This window comes from Streptomyces sp. NPDC101237 (genome assembly GCF_044767465.1).
Lineage (GTDB): Bacteria > Actinomycetota > Actinomycetes > Streptomycetales > Streptomycetaceae > Streptomyces > Streptomyces gramineus.
Genome location: NZ_JBIWNY010000013.1, coordinates 166,890 through 187,781, shown reverse-complemented (window position 1 = coordinate 187,781; position 20,892 = coordinate 166,890). Strand labels below are relative to the sequence as shown.

The window sequence follows — 20,892 nt, the reverse complement described above, 5'->3', positions numbered from 1 at the left end:
AGACGACACGTCATGACCCAGGACACGATCCTTCCGGCCCAGCGCGAGGCCGCCGTCGGAGAACCCCTGCTGGAGGTCTCCGGACTGACCAAGTACTTCCCGGTCAAGGGCGGCTTCCCGATCCGGCGGACGGTCGGGCACGTCCAGGCCGTGGACGGCATCGACCTGACCGTGCGGGTGGGCGAGAGCTTCGGGCTGGTCGGCGAGTCGGGCTGCGGCAAGTCGACCACCGGCCGGCTGGTCACCCGGCTGCTGGAGCCGACCGACGGCACGATCACGTACCGCGGAACGGAGATCGGCCACGCCTCGCGCAAGCAGCTGGCACCGATCCGCTCCGAAATCCAGATGATCTTCCAGGACCCGTACTCGTCGCTGAACCCGCGGCAGACGGTCGGCAAGATCATTTCCGGTCCGATGGAGATCAACGGCATCAACCCGGCGGGCGGCCGCGAGAAGCGGGTCCGCGAGCTCTTGGAGATCGTCGGCCTGAACCCGGAGCACTTCAACCGGTTCCCGCACGAGTTCTCCGGCGGTCAGCGCCAGCGCATCGGCGTCGCCCGCGCGCTCGCCCTGGAACCGAAGCTGATCGTCGCCGACGAGCCGGTCTCGGCCCTCGACGTCTCGATCCAGGCCCAGGTCGTGAACCTCCTCCAGGAGGTCCAGCGGGAACTGGGCATCGCCTTCCTGTTCATCGCCCACGACCTGGCGGTGGTACGGCACTTCTCGCAGCGCGTGGCCGTCATGTACCTCGGCAAGATCATCGAGGTCGGTGACCGGGAGGCCATCTACAACCGCCCCCGCCACCCGTACACCCACGCCCTGCTCTCGGCGGTGCCGGAGGTCGACCTCTCGGGCGACCCGAACGCGGCCGGCCGTGAGCGGATCCGCCTGGCCGGCGACGTCCCGTCCCCGATCAACCCGCCGTCCGGCTGCCGCTTCCGCACCCGCTGCTGGAAGGCGCAGGACAAGTGCGCGACGGAGGCCCCGCCGCTGGTCCAGATCTCGGGCAACCGGGCGGGCCACCTGACGGCCTGCCACTTCCCCGAGGAGCCGACGACCGAGGCCAGGGACGAGGACATCGTCCTGGACCCGGCCCTGGCGGCGCTGGAGGAGGGCACCACTCCCTAGCCAGGCTGCGCGACAGTGATGATCTCGGGGCTCGTCGAGGTGAGCGGGCCCCGGGACCAGTCGCCGTACTGCTCGGTGATCCGGAAGCCGGCGTCGCTCAGGAAACCGGCGAGGGTGTCGGGGCCGAGGAAGCGCAGCGTGGCCCGGCACACCCGGGGCTCGGGCCACGGCGAGCCGTCGTAGGTCTCGGTGAAGGTCACGCGCTCCCCGGCCGGGGCGCCCTCGACCTCGTGCCAGACCCGGATCGCCCGGCCGTCCGCGTCGGTGACGTGGTACACGCGGTCCGGCGTCCACCTCTCCCAGGCGCGCGCGCCGGGATTGCGGGTCTCGAAGACGAACCGGCCGGTGGGGGAGAGGGCCCGCCGCACGGCGGCCAGCGCGGTGCGCACCTCCTCGTCGCCCAGCAGCACCTGGAAGGCATGACCGGTCATCACGACCAGGTCGAAGCCGGGGCCGTCCCAGAGCCGGGTCCGCAGATCGCCGAGGATCCACTCGACGCCCGGTTCGGCCCGCCGTCCCTGCACGAGCATCGCGGCCGCCGGATCGAGCCCGGCCAGCCGCCCCTCGTGCCCCGCCTCCCGGGCCCGCCGCAGCAGCCGCCCGGTGCCGCAGCCGACGTCGAGCACGGAACCGGCGGCCATGACGAGATCCAGGTAGAAGTCGTCACCCGGCCCCCACGGGTTGAGTCTGTCGTACAGCGCGGCGAGTGAAAGATCCGCGAACGAGTGATCGACCACCGCGGCAGTCTGCCACACGATGTTGAACGAAAGGTCAGGAACGGCGTTCTTCTTGACCTTCTATCAACTTCGGTTCCAGGCGCGTGCGTTCGCCGCCCTCTCGCGCCCGCGGACATGAGGAAGGCCCGCACCGGGGTGGGTGCGGGCCTTCGCTCCCCTGGAGCGGACGTTCGGGGCTCGGGTCAATGGGCCGGTGAAGGTCCGTTCCGCAGGCGGCGGCCGACGAAAGGGGTGTGTCAGGCCGCTGCCTCAGGGTCCTTGGAGAGGCGCGGGGCGGGAATCATGTCCCGGACCTCGGGGTAGTGGCACGCGGTCAGGTGGCCGGGCTTGTTGCCCTCGGCCTGGACCAGCGGCGGGGCCTCCGTCGCGCACTTCTCCGTCGCCTTCCAGCAGCGGGTGCGGAAGCGGCAGCCGGACGGCGGGTTGATCGGGGACGGGACGTCGCCGACCAGACGGATCCGCTCGCGCGGCACCTCGTCCACCGTCGCCTCGGGCACGGCGGACAGCAGGGCCCGGGTGTAGGGGTGGCGCGGGTTCTCGTACAGGTCCTCGCGGTCGGCGATCTCGACGATCTTGCCGAGGTACATCACCGCGACGCGCTGCGAGAAGTGCCGCACGATCGCCAGGTCGTGGGCGATGAAGACGAACGCGATGCCCAGTTCCCGCTGGACCTTCTGGAGGAGGTTCACGACCTGGGCCTGGATCGAGACGTCGAGGGCCGAGACCGGCTCGTCGGCGACGATCAGCTTCGGTTCCAGGGCGAGGGCGCGGGCGACGCCGATGCGCTGGCGCTGACCGCCGGAGAACTCGTGCGGGAACCGGTTGAAGTGCTCCGGGTTCAGGCCGACGATCTCCAAGAGCTCGCGGACCCGCTTCTCGCGGCCGCCGGCCGGGTTGATGTCGTTGATCTCCATCGGACCGGAGACGATCTTGCCGACCGTCTGCCGCGGGTTCAGGGACGCGTACGGGTCCTGGAAGATCATCTGGATCTCGGACCGGATCGGCGCCAGCTGCCTGCGGCCCGCGTGCGTGATGTCCTGCCCGCGGTAGGAGATGCTGCCGGCTGTCGGCTCCAGCAGGCGGGTGATCAGCCGGCCGGTGGTCGACTTGCCGCAGCCCGACTCGCCGACCAGGCCGAGGCTCTCGCCCTCGGCGACCTGGAAGTCGAGTCCGTCCACGGCCTGCACCGCGCCGACGGTCCGCTTGATCGGGAAGCCGCCCTTGATCGGGAAGTGCTTGGTCAGCCCGGAGACGTCCAGGAGGGGGGTGGTGTTGCTCATGGTCGTGATATCCCGTCTCGTGTCCGTCACTTGTGGCCGGTGGCGGCGTAGTCGGCGAAGAGTGCGTCGCGCTGGCTCAGCTCGAGGTGGCAGGCCGAGCCGCGGCCCTCGGTCAGCTGCAGGAGCGGCCGATCGGTGGAGCACCGGTTGCCCGGGACCTTGTCCGCGAACGCGCAGCGCGGGTGGAAGCGGCAGCCGGTGGGAGGGTTGAGCAGCGACGGAGGCGAACCGGGGATCGGCGACAGCGGGACGTCGACCGGTCCGTCGAGGCTCGGCATCGAGTTGAGCAGGCCCAGGGTGTACGGGTGCTGGGGCGAGCCCAGCACCTCCTTCTTGGTGCCCCGCTCCACGCACCGGCCGCCGTACATCACCAGCACGTCGTCCGCGATGTCGGCGATGACACCGAGATCGTGGGTGATGAAGATGATCGCCGTGCCGAACTCCTGCTGGAGGTCCTTCAGCAGGTCCATGATCTGTGCCTGGACGGTCACGTCGAGCGCCGTGGTCGGCTCGTCGGCGACGAGCAGCTCGGGGTCGCAGACCAGGGCCATCGCGATCATCGCGCGCTGGCGCATACCACCGGAGAACTGGTGCGGGTAGTCGTCCACCCGGACGTCGGGCTGCGGGATGCCGACCCGGCGCAGCATCTCGATCGCGCGCGCCCGCGCCTCCCTCTTGGAGACGCCGGTGTGCTTGCGGTAGGTCTCCGCGATCTGGGTGCCGACGGTGTGGTACGGCGACAGCGACGCCAGCGCGTCCTGGAAGATCATCGACATCTTGTTGCCGCGCAGCTTCTCCAGCTTCCGCTCGGAGGCCGTGAGCAGTTCCTGGCCGTCGAGCAGGATCTCGCCGTCGATCTGGGTGCGGGCGGGGTCGTGCAGACCCAGGATCGTCAGGTTGGTGACGGACTTGCCGGAGCCCGACTCGCCCACGATGCCGAGTGTCTGGCCCTTGACGAGGTCGAAGCTGAGCCCGTCGACGGCCTTGACGATGCCGTCCTCGGTGGAGAAGTGGACCTTGAGGTCCTTGACGGAGAGGAACGGCTGCTGATCGGTGCTCGTCACGGTGACGCTCCTGGGGGGGGTGATGCGAGAGGTCGGGGGTGGGGCGGAGGTCAGGCGAGCCGGATCCGCGGGTCGATGAGGGCGTAGACGGCGTCCACGATGATGTTGAAGATCACGATCGCGCCGGCGGACAGCAGGGTCACGCCGAGGACCATGGGCAGGTCGCTCTGTTCCACGGACTTCAGCGCGAGCTGGCCGACGCCCTGGAGGCTGAAGACCGTCTCGGTGATGATCGCGCCGCCGATGAGGGTGGCGAGGTCGATGCCGAAGATCGTGACGATCGGGCCCATGGCGCCGCGCCAGGCGAACCGGAAGAAGACGTTGCGCCGGGACAGGCCCTTGGCCCGGGCCGTGCGCACGTAGTCCTCACTGAGCGTCTCCACCAGCTGGGAGCGCGTCATACGGGTGTAGTTCGCGGTCCAGATGAGAGCCAGGACCAGCCACGGCAGCAGCAGGCCGGAGGCCCATGCGAAGGGGTTCTCGGTGAGGGGGGTGTACGACGGGTTGTCCAGGATGCCGAGCTTGGCGACGAAGAAGTACATCGCGATGTAGCCGACGAAGTAGATCTGCATCGAGGAGGCGATCAGCGAAGCGGAGCTGGCGACCTTGTCCTGCCACTTGCCCTGCTTGACGGCGGCGAGCATGCCGGAGCCGATGCCGAAGACGAGGAAGACGGCGGCCGACCCGAAGGCCAGCGACAGGGTCAGCGGGAGCCGGTCCATGATCGTGCCGAGGACGGGCTCGCGGTTGGCGAACGAGTATCCGAGGCACGGCGCGCTGCAGTTGCCGAAGTCGCCGTAGCTGCGGCCGACGAAGACGCCCTTGAGCCAGTACCAGTACTGAACGGGGACCGGATGGTCGATGCCCAGGTTGTGCCGGACCTGCGCGAGCATGTCGGGCGTGCAGTTCTTGCCGCAGGACAACGTGGCGGGGTCACGCGGGATGGCGTAGAAGAGCCAGAAAGTGACGGCGCTGATGATCAACAGGATGACCAGCGCGCCGAAGACTCGGCGGACAAGGAAGCGGAACATGGGGCGTGACTTTCCGGACGGGGCGCCGTCGCCGGGGGAGTGAGGGGTGGGCCGTAAGGGGGCGGCCGGGTCGCGGCCGCCCCCCGAGGGTCTGGTGCGCTTACTTCTTGACGTACAGCTTGCAGAGCGCGACGCAGGTGTTGCCGGCGTCGTAGACGACGTTGCCGATCTTGGATCCGTACATCCAGTTACGGATGGAGTGGTAGTCCGGGACGACCGGCGCGAGCTCCATGATCTGCTTGTCGATGGCGCCCCAGGCCTTGTTCGCCGCTTCGACGTCGGCGATCTTGGAGGCCGCGTCGATCGCCTTGTTCACGCTCGGGTCGTTCAGCTGGGCGTAGTTGCTGCGGCCGTCGCCGATGTTCTTGCCGCTCCAGCAGGGGTAGAAGACCGAGTAGCCGTTCGGCCAGTCCGGGCTCCAGCCGGCCGCGAACAGGTCGTAGCCGTTGTCGATCTTGCCGATCTGGGTGTAGAAGGTCGTCTTGTCGATCTGCTGGTTGACGACCTGGAAGCCGGCCGCCTCAAGGGCGTTCTTGATGGCCACGGCCTGCTTCACCGCGTTGTCCGACTGCTGATAGGCGATGACCAGCTTCTGGCCGACCTTGCCGGCCTCCTTCAGCAGCGCCTTGGCCTTGGCCGGGTCGCCGCCGGGCTTCGTGGTCACGCCGTACAGGTCGAACTTCTTGTAGCCGGGGGTCACCGGGCTGAGGATGGTGCTGGCCAGCTCGCTGGTGGAGGCACCACCGCGGATGGTCTGCAGCTGCTGGTGCGGCCACGCCCAGTTGATCGCCTGGCGGACCTTGACGTCCGTGATCCGGGTCGTGTTGATCGGCCAGTAGTAGGTGACCGTGTCGACCTGGGTGAGGACGCGCTTCTTCAGCGAGGCGTTGGTGAGGACCTGCGCGGTGCGCTCGGCCGCCACCTCGTTGAAGATCGACATCGCGTACTGGTCGTTGCCCTTGTCCGCGATGAAGCGGTCGGTGGAGGCGACCGGCTGGAAGCCGAACTGGAAGACGTACTTGTCCGGGTACGCGTTGCGGATCGCGTCCGTGGCCGGGTCCCAGTGCTCGTTGCGCACGTAGGTCATCGACTTGCCGATGCTGCGGCTGTCGATCTTGTAGGGGCCGAGGGAGTACGGACGCTTGTCGTACTTCTCCTTGGTGTCCTTCTTCTTGTTGACGAGGCCGTAACCCGGCATGCCCAGCGTGTAGTTGAAGTCGGCGCGGGCCTCGTTGAGGGTGAACGTGATCGTCCGGCCGGAGACCTCGATCGACGAGAGCTTCTTGCCGTCGTAGGGGCCCTTGTACTTGTCGCCGCCGACCAGCCACTGCTGGACGTAGCGCGGGCCCTCGGTCACGAAGGAGGCGAAGAGGCGCTCGAAGGTGTGGCGGACGTCGTCCATGGACAGCTCGGTGCCGTCCTCCCACTTGATGCCGTCCTTGATCGTGAACGACCAGGTCTTGCCGCCGTCCTTCATGGTGCCGGCGTCGGTCGCGACGTCGCCGACGAGCGTGGCGCCGCCCTTGTCGTCGATCTTGTAGCCGGTCAGGCCGCGCAGGACCGGGCGGGTGATCGCACCCTCGGTGGAGACGTAGATCTGCGCCGGGTCCAGGTGGTCCATGTCGAACTGGTCGAGCGAGTAGACCGTGCCGCCCTTGACCGCTCCCGCGACCTCGGGCGCCGGGCCCGTGGAGTCCGCCTTGGTGCCGACCGGGATGTTCATGGTCTTCGCGTTGGAGACGGACGGGACCTGGGACGAGCCCTTGCCGCTGTCACCGCTGCTGCAAGCGCTCAGCACGGTCGTGGACGCCGCGGCCACACCGGTGGCGATCAGGAAGTTTCTGCGAGAAAAGGACATGCTGAGCCTGCCTATAGGGGTCAATTCGGATGGTCGGAACCAGCCGGACGTCATCGAACCGGGCCGGGTGGTGCAGGGGGTCGCTACCGCTTGGACTTCGGGTCGAGCGCGTCGCGCACCGAGTCACCGAGCAGGTTGAAGGCGAGGACGAAGATCACCATGGAGATGCCCGGGAAGAGCATGAAGGTGATGTCCTCGGTGTAGAACTGCGCGCCTCGGCCGATCATCACGCCCCAGTCGGGGGTCGGGTCGATCATGCCTACGCCGAGGAAGGCGAGGCCCGCCTCCGCGGTCACGAAGGCCGGCAGCAGAAGGGTGGACTGGATGATGATCGGGGTCCACAGGTTGGGCAGCAGTTCCTTGAACACGACACGCATCGGTGACGCACCCGTGACCTTCGCCGCTTCGACGAACTCCCGCTCGCGCAGGCCGAGGACCTGCCCGCGCAGCAGGCGGGCGATGGATGCCCAGCCGAAGGCGGACAGCACCACGATCAGCGCGGTGGCGCGCAGCGAGGTCGGGATGTTCTCGTCGGGAGCGACGAAGAAGCCGAAGACCACCGGCATGAACGCGATGAAGAACAGCGTGGACGGGAACGACAGCAGGATGTCGATGATCCGGCTGACGAGGTAGTCCGTCTTGCCGCCCAGGTAGCCCGCCGTGACGCCGATCACGACGCCGAGGACCGTGGTGAGCAGGGCGGCGGCCGTCGCGATGCCGAGGGAGTTGCGGATGGCGTACAGCAGGAACGTGAAGACGTCCCGGCCCAGCTGGGGTTCGATGCCGAACCAGTACTCCGAACTCATGCCGCCGTTGGGCCCTGCGGGGTAGGAGAAGGCGTTGAGCAGCTCGGGGTGCTGGGTGGTGTAGGTGGTGTAGGGGTTCTTGCCGTACAGCTTCGCGATGAGCGGCGCGGCTATGCCTATGACGAAGAAGAAGATCACGACATAGGCGGATATGACGCCGGTCCGGTCACGCCTGAAGCGCTTCCAGGCCAAGCGGCCCGGCGACCTGCTCTCGCTGCCCTTCGAGCCGTCCGAAGCAGTCGACTTCGTCGCGGTCTCTTCGGTCACCTCGAGCGGGGCAGCCGCAGATGGAGTTGGGGGGGTCATGGTGCTCCTGGCCCAAGGGAGGGTCTGATGACTCCGCAGGGCGCTCCCCTACGGGCTATGCCGGACTTTTTCAACGCAATTCATTCACGGTCAATAAAATCTCGGTCGGCTTGGGTTTCTCTTTGCCTTCTTTGCCCGTACTTGACGATTCCGTAGCTACGCGGGTAGCACCTCGTGATCGGTCTGTGTTTTATGTCGGGCTAATCGGGCCAAACGGTCAAGAGGTTCGATATGCGGACGCTGATGTGCCGAAATCCGTACATCGCCGGGTTGCAATCCAACGTTTCGGCATCGGTGTGCGGAGATCCATTGCGCCCTCCGCTCAAGATCCTCAAGCGGCTCCTGGGGCCATCCGCAATCGGGTGACGCGTCCCCCTAAAGGTCGGCGTGGGATGCCCTGAGGGCCGCCGTTCGGGGCAGTGGGTGAGCGGTATCGACCGATTGAGTCGATATTGACCGGTAGTGCACCAATCTCTGATCACCCTTCACGGAGGAGGCACGCCATGCGCTCAGCCACGCACGCCCGATGGGCGGCCTGTGCGGTGGTGACGGCAGTCGCCGCCACGGCCTGCGGCGGCGGTGGAGGCGGGGGCGGTGGCAGCGGTGTGCTCAGCTCCTCCTGGGGCGACCCCCAGAACCCCCTGGAGCCGGCCAACACCAACGAGGTCCAGGGCGGCAAGGTCCTCGACATGATCTTCCGGGGCCTGAAGAAGTACGACCCGAAGACCGGCAAGGCCCAGGACATGCTCGCCCAGAAGATCGACACGAGTGACTCGCAGAACTTCACGATCACCCTCAAGGACGGCTGGACCTTCTCCAACGGCGAGAAGATCACCGCCCGCTCCTTCGTCGACGCCTGGAACTACGGCGCGAGCCTCAAGAACAACCAGAAGAACGCCTACTTCTTCGGCTACATCGAGGGGTACGACAAAGTCCATCCCGACAGCGGCGGCCAGAGCGCCGAAGCGCTCTCCGGCCTCAAGGTCGTCGACGACAAGACCTTCACCGTCAAGCTGAACCAGAAGTTCTCCAGCTTCCCCGACACCCTCGGCTACGCGGCCTTCGCCCCGCTGCCGAGGTCGTTCTTCACCGACCACGCCGGCTGGCTGAAGCAGCCGGTCGGCGACGGGCCGTACACCATCGAGTCGTACACCAAGGGATCGCAGATGTCCCTGAAGAAGTGGGACGGCTACCCCGGTGCCGACAAGGCGCGCAACGATGGAGTGACGCTCAAGGTCTACACCGACAGCGACACCGCCTACACCGACCTCATCGCCGGCAACCTCGACCTGGTCGACGACATCCCGGCGGCCCAGCTGAAGAACGTCAAGAGCGACCTCGGTGACCGCTACCTCAGCACCCCGGCCGGCATCATCCAGACCCTCGCCTTCCCCTACTACGACAGCGCCTGGAACAAGAGCGGGTCCGAGAAGGTCCGCACCGGGCTGTCCATGGCCATCAACCGGAAGCAGATCACCGACACCATCTTCCAGAACACCCGCACCCCGGCCACCGACTGGACCTCCCCGGTGCTCGGCGCGGCGGGCGGCTTCAAGGAGGGGCTGTGCGGGAGCGCCTGCGACTACGACCCGGCGCAGGCCAAGAAGCTGATCCAGGAGGGCGGGGGACTGCCCGGCGGACAGCTCAAGATCACGTACAACGCGGACACCGGCTCGCACCGGACCTGGGTGGACGCCGTGTGCAACTCCATCAACAACGCGCTCGGCAACGACAGGGCGTGCGTCGGCAACCCCGTCGGCACCTTCGCCGACTTCCGCAACCAGATCGGCCAGCACAAGATGACCGGGCCGTTCCGCGCGGGCTGGCAGATGGACTACCCGCTCATCCAGAACTTCCTCCAGCCGCTCTACTACACCAACGCCTCCTCCAACGACGGCAAGTGGTCCAACAAGGACTTCGACAAGCTCGTCGACCAGGCCAACGCCGAGACCGACACCGCCAAGGCCGTCTCCACCTTCCAGCAGGCCGAGGGGGTGGTCCGCGACAACATGGCCGCCATTCCGCTCTGGTACCAGAACGGCAGCGCCGGCTACTCCGAGCGGCTCTCGAACGTGGCCCTCAACCCGTTCAGCGTCCCGGTGTACAACGAGATCAAGGTCAGCTGACCCGGCATGGGGCGCTACGTCGTCCGGCGGCTGGTCCAGATGATCCCGGTGTTCGTCGGGGCCACGCTGCTGATCTTCCTGATGGTGAACGTCATGGGCGACCCGATCGCCGGGCTGTGCGGGGAACGGGCCTGCGACCCGGCGACCGCCGCCCAGCTGAAGAGGGAGTTCGGACTCGACAAGCCGGTGTGGCAGCAATACCTCACCTACATGGGGAACGTCTTCACCGGCGACTTCGGTACGGCGTTCACCGGGCAGCCCGTCACCGAGCTGATGTCCACCGCGTTCCCCGTCACCATCCGGCTGACGATCGTGGCCATCGTCATCGAGGTCGTCGTCGGCGTCACGCTCGGCGTCCTGACCGGCCTGCGGCGCGGCCGGCCCGTCGACACCGGGGTGCTGCTGGCCACCCTGGTCGTCATCTCCGTACCGACGTTCGTCACCGGCCTGTTGCTCCAGTTGCTGCTCGGCAAGGAGTGGCACTGGATCAATCCGTCCGTCTCCCCGCAGGCGCCCTTCAGCGAGCTGATCGTGCCCGGGCTCGTCCTCGCCTCCGTCTCGCTCGCCTACGTCACCCGGCTGACCCGCACCTCCATCGCCGAGAACAAGCGGAGTGACTACGTCCGTACGGCGATCGCCAAGGGACTGCCCCGGCACCGGGTCATCACCCGGCACCTGCTGCGCAACTCCCTCATCCCGGTCGTCACCTTCATCGGGACCGACATCGGCGCCCTCATGGGCGGCGCCATCGTCACCGAGCGGATCTTCAACATCCACGGCGTCGGCTACCAGCTCTACCAGGGGATCCTGCGCCAGAACACCCAGACGGTGGTGGGCTTCGTGACGGTGCTGGTCCTGGTGTTCCTGGTGGCCAACCTGCTGGTGGACCTGCTCTACGCCGTACTCGACCCGAGGATCCGCTATGCCTGAGCAGCCGTTCGAGCCCGACGGGGCCATCGCGGGGACGGGCATGGGCGGGGCGATGGACCTGGCGGCCAGCGAGGCGCGCACGCTGGAGCGGCCCCCCGGCGGTCCGCTGGGCACCGGCCCGTCCCAGAAGCCGCGTTCGCTGTGGTCCGACGCCTGGCGGGACCTGCGCCGCAACCCGGTCTTCATCGTCTCCGCCCTCGTCATCCTCTTCCTCTTCGTCATCTCCCTGTGGCCGTCCCTGATCGCCTCCGGCTCCCCGCTCAAGTGCGACCTGGCCAAGTCCCAGGACGGCGCGGGGCCGGGCGCGCCCTTCGGGTACGACGGACAGGGCTGCAACGTCTACACCCGCACCGTCTACGGCGCCCGTACCTCCGTCACGGTCGGCGTCTGCGCCACGCTCGGGGTCGCGCTGCTCGGGTCGGTGCTCGGCGGACTCGCCGGATTCTTCGGCGGGTTCTGGGACTCCGTGCTCTCCCGGCTCACCGACGTCTTCTTCGCGATCCCGGTCGTCCTCGGAGGTCTCGTCCTCCTGTCAGTGGTGACCAGCAACACGGTCTGGCCGGTCATCGGGTTCATGGTGCTGCTGGGCTGGCCCCAGATCTCCCGGATCGCCCGCGGCTCGGTGATCACCGCCAAGCAGAACGACTACGTCCAGGCCGCCCGCGCCCTCGGCGCCTCCAACTCCCGGATCCTGCTGCGCCACATCGCGCCGAACGCGGTGGCCCCGGTGATCGTCGTGGCCACCATCGCGCTCGGCACGTACATCGCGCTGGAGGCGACCCTGTCCTACCTCGGCGTCGGCCTGAAGCCGCCGAGCGTCTCCTGGGGCATCGACATCTCCGCGGCCTCGCCCTACATCCGCAACGCCCCGCACGCGCTGCTGTGGTCCTCCGGGGCCCTCGCACTCACCGTCCTGGCCTTCATCATGCTCGGCGACGCGGTGCGCGACGCCCTCGACCCGAAGCTGAGGTGAGCGCCGCCATGCTGCTCGAAGTGCGCGACCTGCACGTGGAGTTCCGGACCCGGGACGGGATCGCGAAGGCGGTCAACGGGGTCTCCTACGCCGTCGACGCCGGCGAGACGCTGGCCGTCCTCGGGGAGTCCGGCTCCGGGAAGTCGGTCACGGCCCAGGCGGTGATGGGGATCCTGGACATGCCGCCGGGGCGGATCGGCGGCGGCGAGATCCTCTTCCAGGGGCAGGACCTGCTGAAACTCAAGGAGGAGGAGCGGCGGAAGATCCGCGGTGCCGGGATGGCCATGATCTTCCAGGACGCGCTGTCCGCGCTCAACCCGGTGCTCAGCGTCGGCGACCAGCTCGGCGAGATGTTCGTCGTGCACCGGGGGATGTCCCGCAAGGACGCGCGGGCCCGGTCGGTCGAGCTGATGGACCGGGTGCGGATCCCGGGCGCCGCGCAGCGGGTGCGGGACTATCCGCACCAGTTCTCCGGGGGCATGCGCCAGCGCATCATGATCGCCATGGCGCTGGCGCTGGAGCCGGCGCTCGTCATCGCCGACGAACCGACCACGGCGCTGGACGTCACCGTCCAGGCCCAGGTGATGGATCTGCTCGCGGAGTTGCAGCGCGAGTACCGCATGGGGCTGATCCTGATCACCCACGACCTGGGGGTGGTCGCGGACGTCGCCGACCGGATCGCCGTGATGTACGCCGGACGGATCGTCGAGTCCGCCCCGGTGCACGACATCTACAAGGCACCCGCGCACCCGTACACGCGCGGGCTCCTCGACTCCATCCCGCGCCTGGACCAGAAGGGCCAGGAGCTGTACGCCATCAAGGGCCTGCCGCCCAACCTCATGGACATCCCTCCGGGCTGCGCCTTCAACCCGCGCTGCCCGATGGCCCGGGACGTGTGCCGCACCGACGAACCACCGCTGTACGAGGTGGACCCGCACCGGGGCAGCGCCTGCCACTTCTGGAGGGAGTGCCTCGATGGCCGACACGATGGTTGATCCGATCCTGGAAGTGAGCGGACTGGTCAAGCACTACCCGTTGACCCAGGGCATCTTGATCAAGAAACAGATCGGTGCCGTCAAGGCCGTCGACGGCGTCGACTTCGCCCTCGGCAGAGGGGAGACCCTCGGCATCGTCGGGGAGTCAGGCTGCGGCAAGTCGACGGTCGCCAAGATGCTGGTCAACCTGGAGCGGCCGACGGCCGGGACGATCAAGTACAAGGGCGAGGACATCACCGGGCTGGGCGGACGCGCGCTGAAGGCGGTCCGGCGCAACATCCAGATGGTCTTCCAGGACCCGTACACCTCCCTCAACCCGCGGATGACCGTGGGCGACATCATCGGGGAGCCGTACGAGATCCATCCCGAGGCGGCTCCCAAGGGCGACCGGCGCACACGCGTCCGGGAACTGCTGGACGTCGTCGGTCTCAACCCCGAGTACATCAACCGCTATCCGCACCAGTTCTCCGGCGGCCAGCGGCAGCGGATCGGGATCGCGCGCGGGCTGGCGCTGCGGCCCGAGGTGATCGTCGCGGACGAGCCGGTGTCCGCGCTGGACGTCTCCGTCCAGGCCCAGGTGATCAACCTGCTCGACCGGCTCCAGAACGACTTCGACCTGAGTTACGTCTTCATCGCCCACGACCTGTCGATCGTCCGGCACATCTCGGACCGGGTCGGGGTGATGTACCTGGGCCGGATCGTGGAGATCGGCAGCGACGAGGAGATCTACGAGCATCCGACCCACCCGTACACCCAGGCCCTGCTCTCGGCGGTGCCGGTGCCCGATCCGGCGGCCCGCGAACGCCGGGAGCGGATCATCCTGAGCGGGGACGTGCCGTCGCCGACGAACATCCCGTCGGGGTGCCGGTTCCGCACCCGGTGCTGGAAGGCCGAGGAACGGTGCGCGGTGGAGGTGCCGTTGCTGGCGGTGCCCGCCGTGTTCCGGTCGGTGCCGGGGCCCGCGGCGCACGACTCGGCCTGCCATTTCGCCGAGGAGAAGCAGGTGGTGCCACCGGAGGAGCGGGACGGGGAGGCGTCCGACGATCGTCCCGACGGGGGTGCGTAGCGGGACGTATGCGGGCCAATCGCGTTAACACACAGGCAACTTCGGCGACCCGGCCCCGATATACGGACGCGGCACTGTAATCAGCGTACGGCCGTGCGGGTGCCGTAAACGGGCCGGGACGCGCCATGTCGTCCCGGCCCGTTGCCGTACCCCTAGCCGAGCCCCAGACTCCGCCGGAGGAAGTCCAGCTGGAGCAGGAGCAGGTTCTCCGCGACCTGTTCCTGCGGGGTCATGTGGGTCACGCCCGACAGCGGGAGCACCTCGTGCGGGCGGCCCGCGGCCAGCAGGGCGCTGGACAGGCGCAGCGAGTGGGCCACCACCACGTTGTCGTCCGCCAGCCCATGGATGATCATCATCGGCCGGTGCGGCTCGGCCGCGTCGACCAGGCCCTCGTCGTCGATCACCGAGTTGCGCCGGTACACGTCCGGCTGTTCGCCCGGGTCGCCGAGGTAGCGCTCCTGGTAGTGGGTGTCGTACAGGCGCAGGTCGGTCACCGGGGCGCCCACCACGGCCGCGTGGAAGACGTCCGGGCGGCGCAGGGCCGCGAGCGCGGCGAGGTAGCCGCCGAAGGACCAGCCCCGGATCGCCACCTTGGTCAGGTCGAGCGGGAAGTCGGCGGCGAGCGCCTGGAGGGCGTCGACCTGGTCCTCCAGGACGGTCGCGGCGACGTCGTCCTTGATGGCCTTCTCCCAGGCCGGCGAGCGGCCGGGAGTGCCCCGCCCGTCGGCGACGACGACCGCGAAGCCCTGGTCGGCGAACCACTGGGAGGTGAGGTGGGCGTTGTGCGCGGCGACCACGCGCTGGCCGTGCGGACCGCCGTAGGGGTCGAGGAGAACCGGAAGGGGAGTGTCCCCGTGGTAGTCCCGTGGCATAAGCACGGCGCACGGAATTCGGCGTGCGCCCCCCTCGGTGAGAGTCACGCGCGGGGACAGACCGGGATCTTCGGCGTACGACGTGATACTCGCCAGATGTTTTCCGTCACGGAGCACCTGGACACGCACGCCCGGTGTGTCCAGCGCGGCGGAGACCAGAACGGTCACGCCTCCGGCGCGCACGGCCGTGTGCACGCCCGGCTCCTGCGACACGCGCTCCATGCCGAGTTCGTTGACCCGGTAGACGTGTACCTCGCCGGTCTCGGGGGACTCGGCCTCCTCACCGGCGGACGCGGAGACCAGCACGTCGTCGGCGGTCACGTCGAGAACCGCACGGATGTGCAACTGCGCGCCTGTGAGGGGACGTTCGCCGACCGTGAGGACCCGGGCGCCGCCCTCGTCGGCGATCCGGACCAGGTGTCCCGACGGGCTCCAGCAGGGCACTCCACCGAACAGTTCAAGCCATGTTGGATCTTCGTCGGCGTGCACCATCCGGGTCGCCCCCGACCCCGGGTCGACGGCGAGGAACAGCTGGCTGCGCTGGTCCCGCGCCTGGACGAGCAGCAGCGGAGCGCCCGCGTCTGACCAGTGCACACGCGCCAGGTACGGGTAGCGCGCCCGGTCCCAGGAGACCTCCGTGCGCCCCCCTTCGAGGTCGTAGGCGAACAGCCGTACCTCCGCGTTGTCGGTGCCCGCGGCCGGGTAGGCGACATGATGTGGCTCACGCTCGGGGTGGGCGGGGTCGGCGATCCACCACTGCCGCACCGGCGTGTCGTCCACGCGGGCCACCAGCAGCCGGTCGGACCCCGGCGACCACCAGAAACCGCGCGAACGCCCCATCTCCTCGGCCGCGATGAACTCGGCCAATCCGTAGGTGACCTGTTCCGACTCGGGCTCCGCCAGCGCCCGGTCGTCCTCACCGCCGGCGCCCACGACCCGCAGGGCGCCCCCCGCGACGTACGCGATGCGGCTGCCGTCGGGGGACGGGCGCGGGTCGATCACCGGCCCGGGGACCGCGAGTTCACGTGTCGTGCCGGACCTCGACTCCGCCGTGAAAAGCCGCCCTGACAAGGCGAAAGCCGTCAGGTCGAGGGCCGCGTCGCAGGCGTAGCCGACGATGCCCGCACCGCCCTCGCGGCTGCGTTCGCGGCGGGCCCTCTCCTGTGCCGAAAGGTGCTCGTCGGCACCGCCGAGCAGAGTGCGCGGGTCGGCCGCCAGGCGCTCCTCGCCGCTCGGTACGTCCAGGATCCACAGGGAGTTGGCCCGGTCCGTACCGGATCCGGAGCGCAGGAACGCCACCCGGGAGCCGTCGGGGGCCACGGTGAACGCGCGCGGCGCGCCGAGCGTGAAACGCTGGGTACGGGCGTGCCGGCGGGGGAATGAGACAGCCTCGGTCTTCATGCCCTGACCATATTGGCCATGCGCCCCCTTGTGCGGCCGTGCGCCGAGCGATGCGCGAGCACGCATAGTTATGATCACTACCGCTGAGTGGGTATGAACCTGCTGGCTTGCGCATGGATGTGCTGTACCGATCTACAACCCCCATACCCGAACCCCCCGCGTCCCTGGGATCTTTGGAGGTGAGCCGCCGTGGCACTCTCGATTTCGGCGGTGGTGCTGCTGGCGATCATCGTCTTCTTGTTGATCAAGAAGTCGGGTCTGAAGGGCGGTCATGCGGTCATCTGCATGCTGCTCGGTTTCTATCTCGCCTCCTCGACCATCGCGCCGACGATCAGCGATCTGACGACGAACGTCGCCAGCATGATCGGCAGCATCAAGTTCTGAGCCCGTCCGCCGTCCGGCCCGGTCGACCTCGTCGACCGGGGCTGCGTGGCGCCGTCGGCGGCGTTTCGTAGGCTGGGCACATGACGGAACCGCCCGCCCGGCCGCTACCCGCCCGGCGCCTGCTGCTGGTGCACGCTCACCCGGACGACGAGTCGATCAACAACGGCGCCACCATGGCCCGCTACGCGCGCGAGGGTGCCCAGGTGACCCTGGTCACCTGCACCCTCGGCGAGGGCGGCGAGGTCATCCCGCCCGAGCTGCGGCACCTGACCGGTCCCGCGCTCGGCGAGCACCGCCACGGCGAGCTGGCCGCCGCCATGCGCGAGCTGGGCGTCACCGACTTCCGGCTGCTCGGCGGCCCCGGCCGCTACCGGGACTCCGGGATGATGGGCACCGCCGACAACGACGACCCGCACTGCTTCTGGCGGGCCGACGTCGACGTGGCGGCCGGACAGCTGGCCGAGGTGATCCTGGAGACCCGCCCCCAGGTCCTCGTCACCTACGACGACAACGGCGGGTACGGCCATCCGGACCACATCCAGGCCCACCGCGTCGCCGTGCGCGCCGTCGAGCTGGCCGCCGAGGCCGGCCACCGTGTCGCCAAGGTCTACTGGAACCGCGTCCCGCGCGCGGTCGCCGAGGCCGCCTTCGCCCGGCTCCACGACGACCTGCCCGGCCTCCCGTTCGAGAAGGCCGCCGCCCTCGACGACGTGCCGGGCGTGGTCGACGACGGCCGGATCACCACCGAGATCGACGGCACGGCGTACGCCGGTGCGAAGACCGCCGCGATGGCCGCCCACGCCACCCAGATCGAGGTGGCACCGCACGGCGCCCCCTGCTTCGCGCTCTCCAACGCGCTGGCGCAGCCCGTGTTCACCACCGAGTACTACGAACTGGCGGGCGGAGGGCCGGGCGCGGGACGCGAGAGCGATCTCTTCGCCGGTCTCGGCCTGCCGGCCCAGGAGGCGTCATGAGTTCCGCCGGCCGCGGCTCGATGCTCGCGCAACCGTTGCAGTTCCCCTCCGCCGGGCGGTTTGCCGCCCTGCTCGGGCTGATCGTGCTCGGCGTGGCCGTCGGCGTCGCCGGCGCCCTCGTCCAGGCCGCCTGGTTCCCCGGCGGCCTGCTGCTCGCCCTCGCCGGTGCCGCCGGGCTGTTCGTCGGCGGATCGCGGGCACTGGGCAGTCGGTCGGGGGCGGTGGCGCCCGCGTTCGGCTGGGTCGTCGCCGTCATCTTCCTCACCGCCAGCAGACCCGAGGGCGACTTCCTGTTCGGGGCGGGAGGCGGGTCCTATCTCTTCCTGCTCGGCGGTATGGCGCTGGCTGTGATCTGCGCCACTATAGGTTTGGGGCGGCAACCCGACGCGGATCCCGCCCGACTTGGCAAGTGACGTACCACTTCGCCGTGCGGCGCGCGTGCGAGTCCGGTGTGGGTTTCCCCAGCGGTCATGGGATAAGCGCCAGAAGTGGCCAGTATGGTGGTGCGCGCCGCCGAGCCGCCCGAAGCGAGGTCGAACGGGCGGCGGAGCCAACCGGGAGAACCTGCCTTGAGTCGTGAAACTGACACTCCTTCCTCCGGGCCCGACGGGCACGGGGGAGCCGCTTACCCCTCGGGCACGCCGCCGTACGGGACCCCCATGGCTTCCGACGACGCGACGGGCGCCGGCCGATCGGCCGCGCAGCCGGAGGAACGAAAGACCGAGACCACGCTGACGACCCGGATCCGGATCAACATCCCGGGATCCCGGCCGATTCCGCCGGTGGTCGTCCGCACCCCCGTCACCGACGCCGACAGCGGCGCCGGCGAGGAGACGGGCACGCACGCGCAGCCGACGGGCGCCGCCATGTCCGCCGGCACCGTCGAGCCGCCCGCCGAGACCGCGCCGACCGCGCCCGGCACCGGCGAGAAGCAGAGCGACTGGTTCGCGCCGCGCAAGTCCGGTCCCGCCAAGGGCGGTCCGCGGGCAGGTGCCGCCAACGGCGCGGGTGCGCCCGGCGGTTCGCCGGCCGCACCGCCCACCGGCCCGGCCGCCCCGGCCGGCCCCGGCACCCCCGGTGCCGCGCGGGCGAACGGCGGCCGTCCCGGCGGTGTCGTCGGCTCGATGAGCGTGCCCGGCACGTCCCGGCCCGGCTCCACCAACGGTGCCGGGCTGCCCACGGGCGCGACCGGCGGCCCGGTGGCCCCCGGCCACGGCGGCGGCACCGGCTCCTTCGACGTGACCGAGGCGCTCGCCGCGGGCCCGCTCGGCGGCCCCCGTGGCGGCGCGAGCGGCCCCGGCGAGCCCCGACGGGACGAACTGCCCTACTTCTCCGAGAACGGCGGCCAGAACGGCGCCCAGACCGGTTCCGGCACGCCCGGCGGCGGTCCGGCCGGTCCCGGCGGCCCGAGCGGCTTCAACGGCACCGGCAGGCCCGGCGGTCCCGGCGGCCCGCAGGGCCCCGCGGGCCCCACCGGCGGCCCGGTCACCGGTGACGGCCCGTTCATTCCTCCGGTCGCCGGCGGCGCACCCCCGGCCGGCGGCGAACCGTTCGGCGCGCCGGGCGGCCCGGCCGGTCCCGGCACCCGCCCGGGCGGCCCCGCGGGCCGTTCCGCGCAGGCCGGACCCGGCGTGCGCACCGCCCCCGCCGGTTCCGGTCTCGGCCCCGGCGGCGGCCTGAGCGACGACACCGCGATCCTCACCCCGCAGAAGCCCGCCCCCGAACCGGGCACGCCCGGCTACGGATCCCCGGCGGACAACGTCTCCGGACACACCGTCACCAGCGGCATCCCGGTCGTGCCGCCGGGCATGAACTCCCCGTTCGCTCCGGGCGACGGACCGCAGCCGCACACGCCGCCGAAGCTGCCCACGCCGGTCTCGCCGCCGCCGGCCCAGTCCAAGGCCAAGGCCAAGGCGAAGAAGAAGCGCGGCAAACTGCCGCTGCTCGTCGGCGTCGTGGTGGTCGCGGGTCTCGGTGCCTACGGCGCCGGGCTCCTGATGAACCACTCCGACGTGCCCAAGGGCACCACGGTGCTCGGCGTCGACATCGGCGGCGGCACCCGGGACGACGCCGTCAAGAAGCTCACCGACGCGTTCGGCGCGCGGGTGAACAAGCCGCTGAAGCTGTCGGTCGGCGGCAAGGCCGTCGCCCTGCCGCCGTCCCAGGCGGGTCTGCAGTTCGACATGCAGGCCACCGTCGACGCGGCCGCCACGAGCGACTACAACCCGGTCTCCGTGATCGGCTCCCTGTTCGGGCAGAAGCGGGTCGTCGAGCCGAGCATGCCCACCGACGAGGAGAAGCTGCAGGCCGCCCTCAAGGGCCTCGGCAGCGGCTCGGGTTCGGCCACCGAGGGCACGATCGAGTTCACCGGCGGCAAGGCCGTCGCGGTCTACGGCAAGGCCGGCAAGGGCATCGACGCGGCCGCCTCCACGAAGGCCGTCGAGCAGGCGTACGAGTCGATGGTGGAGACGGGCACCGCCTCCGCGGTCACCGTCCCGACGGCCACCGTGCAGCCGACGGTCTCCAACGCCGAGGTCGACCGCGAGATGAAGGACTTCGCGGTGCCGGCGATGTCGGCCAACGTCATCGTGCGCACGGACGCGCTGCACAGCATCCCGTTCGGCGCGGTGTCGCTGCCGAAGATCCTCGGATTCAAGGCCGTCGGCGGCAAGCTGGTCGAGACGTACGACCTCGACGCCCTCAAGAAGGCGTACGGCGCCACCTTCGACGGCGTGCTGATCACCCGCGGCACCGGGCAGAAGACCGCCGTCACCCCGCAGGACGTGGCCTCCGCGCTGCGCAAGGCACTGGTCGGCAAGACCACGGCCGAGCGCGTCGGGGTCATCGAGACGAACCCGAACTGAGTCCGGCTCGCGACAAGGGGCGCCCGGTGCACACCGGGCGCCCCTTTCCTCGTGTGTCACGCCGGGCGGATGACATCTGTCATACGGCACTGTGGAC

17 protein-coding genes are annotated in these 20,892 nt (G+C 69.5%); 10 read left to right on the top strand and 7 right to left on the bottom strand.

Features of this window, described 5'->3' with window-relative positions; translation table 11 throughout:
• Nucleotides 1–12: 12 nt before the first annotated feature.
• Entirely contained in the window at nt 13–1,128 is a 1,116-nt protein-coding gene (locus tag ACIRQ9_RS21675; protein ID WP_404175611.1) for an ABC transporter ATP-binding protein, read from the top strand.
• Here the strand turns inward: ACIRQ9_RS21675 and ACIRQ9_RS21670 are convergent.
• From ACIRQ9_RS21670 to ACIRQ9_RS21645, 6 genes are all read right to left on the bottom strand, one after another.
• The gene (locus ACIRQ9_RS21670; RefSeq protein ID WP_404175608.1) at nt 1,125–1,865 is read right to left on the bottom strand and encodes a class I SAM-dependent methyltransferase; all 741 of its coding nucleotides are present in this window, start codon (nt 1,863–1,865) and stop codon (nt 1,125–1,127) included. The two genes, ACIRQ9_RS21675 and ACIRQ9_RS21670, sit on opposite strands and share 4 nt — an antisense overlap.
• Before the next feature lie 236 nt (nt 1,866–2,101).
• Entirely contained in the window at nt 2,102–3,145 is a 1,044-nt protein-coding gene (locus ACIRQ9_RS21665; RefSeq protein ID WP_404175605.1) for an ABC transporter ATP-binding protein, read from the bottom strand.
• 26 nt (nt 3,146–3,171) lie between these two features.
• The gene (locus ACIRQ9_RS21660; RefSeq protein WP_404175602.1) at nt 3,172–4,209 is read right to left on the bottom strand and encodes an ABC transporter ATP-binding protein; all 1,038 of its coding nucleotides are present in this window, start codon (nt 4,207–4,209) and stop codon (nt 3,172–3,174) included.
• A gap of 50 nt (nt 4,210–4,259) precedes the next feature.
• Complete coding sequence (locus ACIRQ9_RS21655) at nt 4,260–5,240, bottom strand: ABC transporter permease (RefSeq protein ID WP_404175599.1); 981 nt, start codon at nt 5,238–5,240, stop codon at nt 4,260–4,262.
• A gap of 100 nt (nt 5,241–5,340) precedes the next feature.
• Nucleotides 5,341–7,098 carry an ABC transporter substrate-binding protein gene (locus ACIRQ9_RS21650; RefSeq protein WP_404175596.1) on the bottom strand — a complete coding sequence of 586 codons (1,758 nt, stop codon included), beginning with the start codon at nt 7,096–7,098 and terminating at the stop codon, nt 5,341–5,343.
• An 83-nt stretch (nt 7,099–7,181) separates the two neighbouring features.
• Complete coding sequence (locus tag ACIRQ9_RS21645) at nt 7,182–8,210, bottom strand: ABC transporter permease (protein ID WP_404175593.1); 1,029 nt, start codon at nt 8,208–8,210, stop codon at nt 7,182–7,184.
• Between the two features lie 503 nt (nt 8,211–8,713).
• Here ACIRQ9_RS21645 and ACIRQ9_RS21640 point away from each other — a divergent pair.
• The 5 genes from ACIRQ9_RS21640 to ACIRQ9_RS21620 are packed head-to-tail and all read left to right on the top strand — an operon-like array spanning nt 8,714 to nt 14,300.
• Nucleotides 8,714–10,336: an ABC transporter substrate-binding protein gene (locus ACIRQ9_RS21640; protein WP_404175590.1), complete on the top strand. Its 1,623-nt coding sequence runs from the start codon at nt 8,714–8,716 to the stop codon at nt 10,334–10,336.
• 6 nt (nt 10,337–10,342) lie between these two features.
• Complete coding sequence (locus ACIRQ9_RS21635) at nt 10,343–11,266, top strand: ABC transporter permease (protein ID WP_404175587.1); 924 nt, start codon at nt 10,343–10,345, stop codon at nt 11,264–11,266.
• Nucleotides 11,259–12,239, top strand: a complete 981-nt coding sequence (locus ACIRQ9_RS21630) for an ABC transporter permease (protein ID WP_404175584.1) — start codon at nt 11,259–11,261, stop codon at nt 12,237–12,239. The genes ACIRQ9_RS21635 and ACIRQ9_RS21630 overlap by 8 nt, the downstream gene beginning before the upstream one ends.
• A gap of 8 nt (nt 12,240–12,247) precedes the next feature.
• Nucleotides 12,248–13,234, top strand: a complete 987-nt coding sequence (locus tag ACIRQ9_RS21625) for an ABC transporter ATP-binding protein (protein WP_404175581.1) — start codon at nt 12,248–12,250, stop codon at nt 13,232–13,234.
• Nucleotides 13,215–14,300 carry an ABC transporter ATP-binding protein gene (locus tag ACIRQ9_RS21620; protein ID WP_404175578.1) on the top strand — a complete coding sequence of 362 codons (1,086 nt, stop codon included), beginning with the start codon at nt 13,215–13,217 and terminating at the stop codon, nt 14,298–14,300. Before ACIRQ9_RS21625 ends, ACIRQ9_RS21620 begins: the two co-directional genes overlap by 20 nt.
• Nucleotides 14,301–14,452: 152 nt before the next feature.
• Here ACIRQ9_RS21620 and ACIRQ9_RS21615 read toward each other — a convergent pair whose 3' ends face one another.
• Nucleotides 14,453–16,573 (bottom strand): prolyl oligopeptidase family serine peptidase, encoded by a 2,121-nt coding sequence (locus ACIRQ9_RS21615; protein WP_404175575.1) that lies wholly within the window; start codon nt 16,571–16,573, stop codon nt 14,453–14,455.
• A 189-nt stretch (nt 16,574–16,762) separates the two neighbouring features.
• On the opposite strand from ACIRQ9_RS21615, the gene ACIRQ9_RS21610 reads away from it, so the two are divergent.
• The 4 genes from ACIRQ9_RS21610 to ACIRQ9_RS21595 all read left to right on the top strand — a co-directional run bounded on the left by ACIRQ9_RS21610 (nt 16,763) and on the right by ACIRQ9_RS21595 (nt 20,795).
• Entirely contained in the window at nt 16,763–16,957 is a 195-nt protein-coding gene (locus tag ACIRQ9_RS21610; RefSeq protein ID WP_350782972.1) for a hypothetical protein, read from the top strand.
• 80 nt (nt 16,958–17,037) lie between these two features.
• Nucleotides 17,038–17,931, top strand: coding sequence for an N-acetyl-1-D-myo-inositol-2-amino-2-deoxy-alpha-D-glucopyranoside deacetylase (gene mshB, locus ACIRQ9_RS21605; RefSeq protein WP_404175571.1), 894 nt, complete (start codon nt 17,038–17,040; stop codon nt 17,929–17,931).
• On the top strand, nt 17,928–18,344 hold the full coding sequence (locus ACIRQ9_RS21600; protein ID WP_404175568.1) for a DUF6113 family protein: 417 nt from the start codon (nt 17,928–17,930) through the stop codon (nt 18,342–18,344). Before mshB ends, ACIRQ9_RS21600 begins: the two co-directional genes overlap by 4 nt.
• A 156-nt stretch (nt 18,345–18,500) precedes the next feature.
• Complete coding sequence (locus tag ACIRQ9_RS21595) at nt 18,501–20,795, top strand: peptidoglycan binding domain-containing protein (RefSeq protein WP_404175565.1); 2,295 nt, start codon at nt 18,501–18,503, stop codon at nt 20,793–20,795.
• The last annotated feature ends 97 nt before the right edge of the window (nt 20,796–20,892 follow it).

Excerpts from the sequence above, each read along its gene's own strand:
- ACIRQ9_RS21645 (WP_404175593.1), bottom strand. The coding sequence starts at position 8,210 with ATGACCCCCCCAACTCCATCTGCGGCTGCCCCGCTCGAGGTGACCGAA.
- ACIRQ9_RS21650 (WP_404175596.1), bottom strand. The coding sequence starts at position 7,098 with ATGTCCTTTTCTCGCAGAAACTTCCTGATCGCCACCGGTGTGGCCGCG.
- ACIRQ9_RS21625 (WP_404175581.1), top strand. The coding sequence starts at position 12,248 with ATGCTGCTCGAAGTGCGCGACCTGCACGTGGAGTTCCGGACCCGGGAC.
- ACIRQ9_RS21640 (WP_404175590.1), top strand. The coding sequence starts at position 8,714 with ATGCGCTCAGCCACGCACGCCCGATGGGCGGCCTGTGCGGTGGTGACG.
- ACIRQ9_RS21675 (WP_404175611.1), top strand. The coding sequence starts at position 13 with ATGACCCAGGACACGATCCTTCCGGCCCAGCGCGAGGCCGCCGTCGGA.
- ACIRQ9_RS21635 (WP_404175587.1), top strand. The coding sequence starts at position 10,343 with ATGGGGCGCTACGTCGTCCGGCGGCTGGTCCAGATGATCCCGGTGTTC.
- ACIRQ9_RS21615 (WP_404175575.1), bottom strand. The coding sequence starts at position 16,573 with ATGAAGACCGAGGCTGTCTCATTCCCCCGCCGGCACGCCCGTACCCAG.
- ACIRQ9_RS21620 (WP_404175578.1), top strand. The coding sequence starts at position 13,215 with ATGGCCGACACGATGGTTGATCCGATCCTGGAAGTGAGCGGACTGGTC.
- ACIRQ9_RS21665 (WP_404175605.1), bottom strand. The coding sequence starts at position 3,145 with ATGAGCAACACCACCCCCCTCCTGGACGTCTCCGGGCTGACCAAGCAC.
- ACIRQ9_RS21655 (WP_404175599.1), bottom strand. The coding sequence starts at position 5,240 with ATGTTCCGCTTCCTTGTCCGCCGAGTCTTCGGCGCGCTGGTCATCCTG.
- ACIRQ9_RS21630 (WP_404175584.1), top strand. The coding sequence starts at position 11,259 with ATGCCTGAGCAGCCGTTCGAGCCCGACGGGGCCATCGCGGGGACGGGC.
- mshB (WP_404175571.1), top strand. The coding sequence starts at position 17,038 with ATGACGGAACCGCCCGCCCGGCCGCTACCCGCCCGGCGCCTGCTGCTG.
- ACIRQ9_RS21600 (WP_404175568.1), top strand. The coding sequence starts at position 17,928 with ATGAGTTCCGCCGGCCGCGGCTCGATGCTCGCGCAACCGTTGCAGTTC.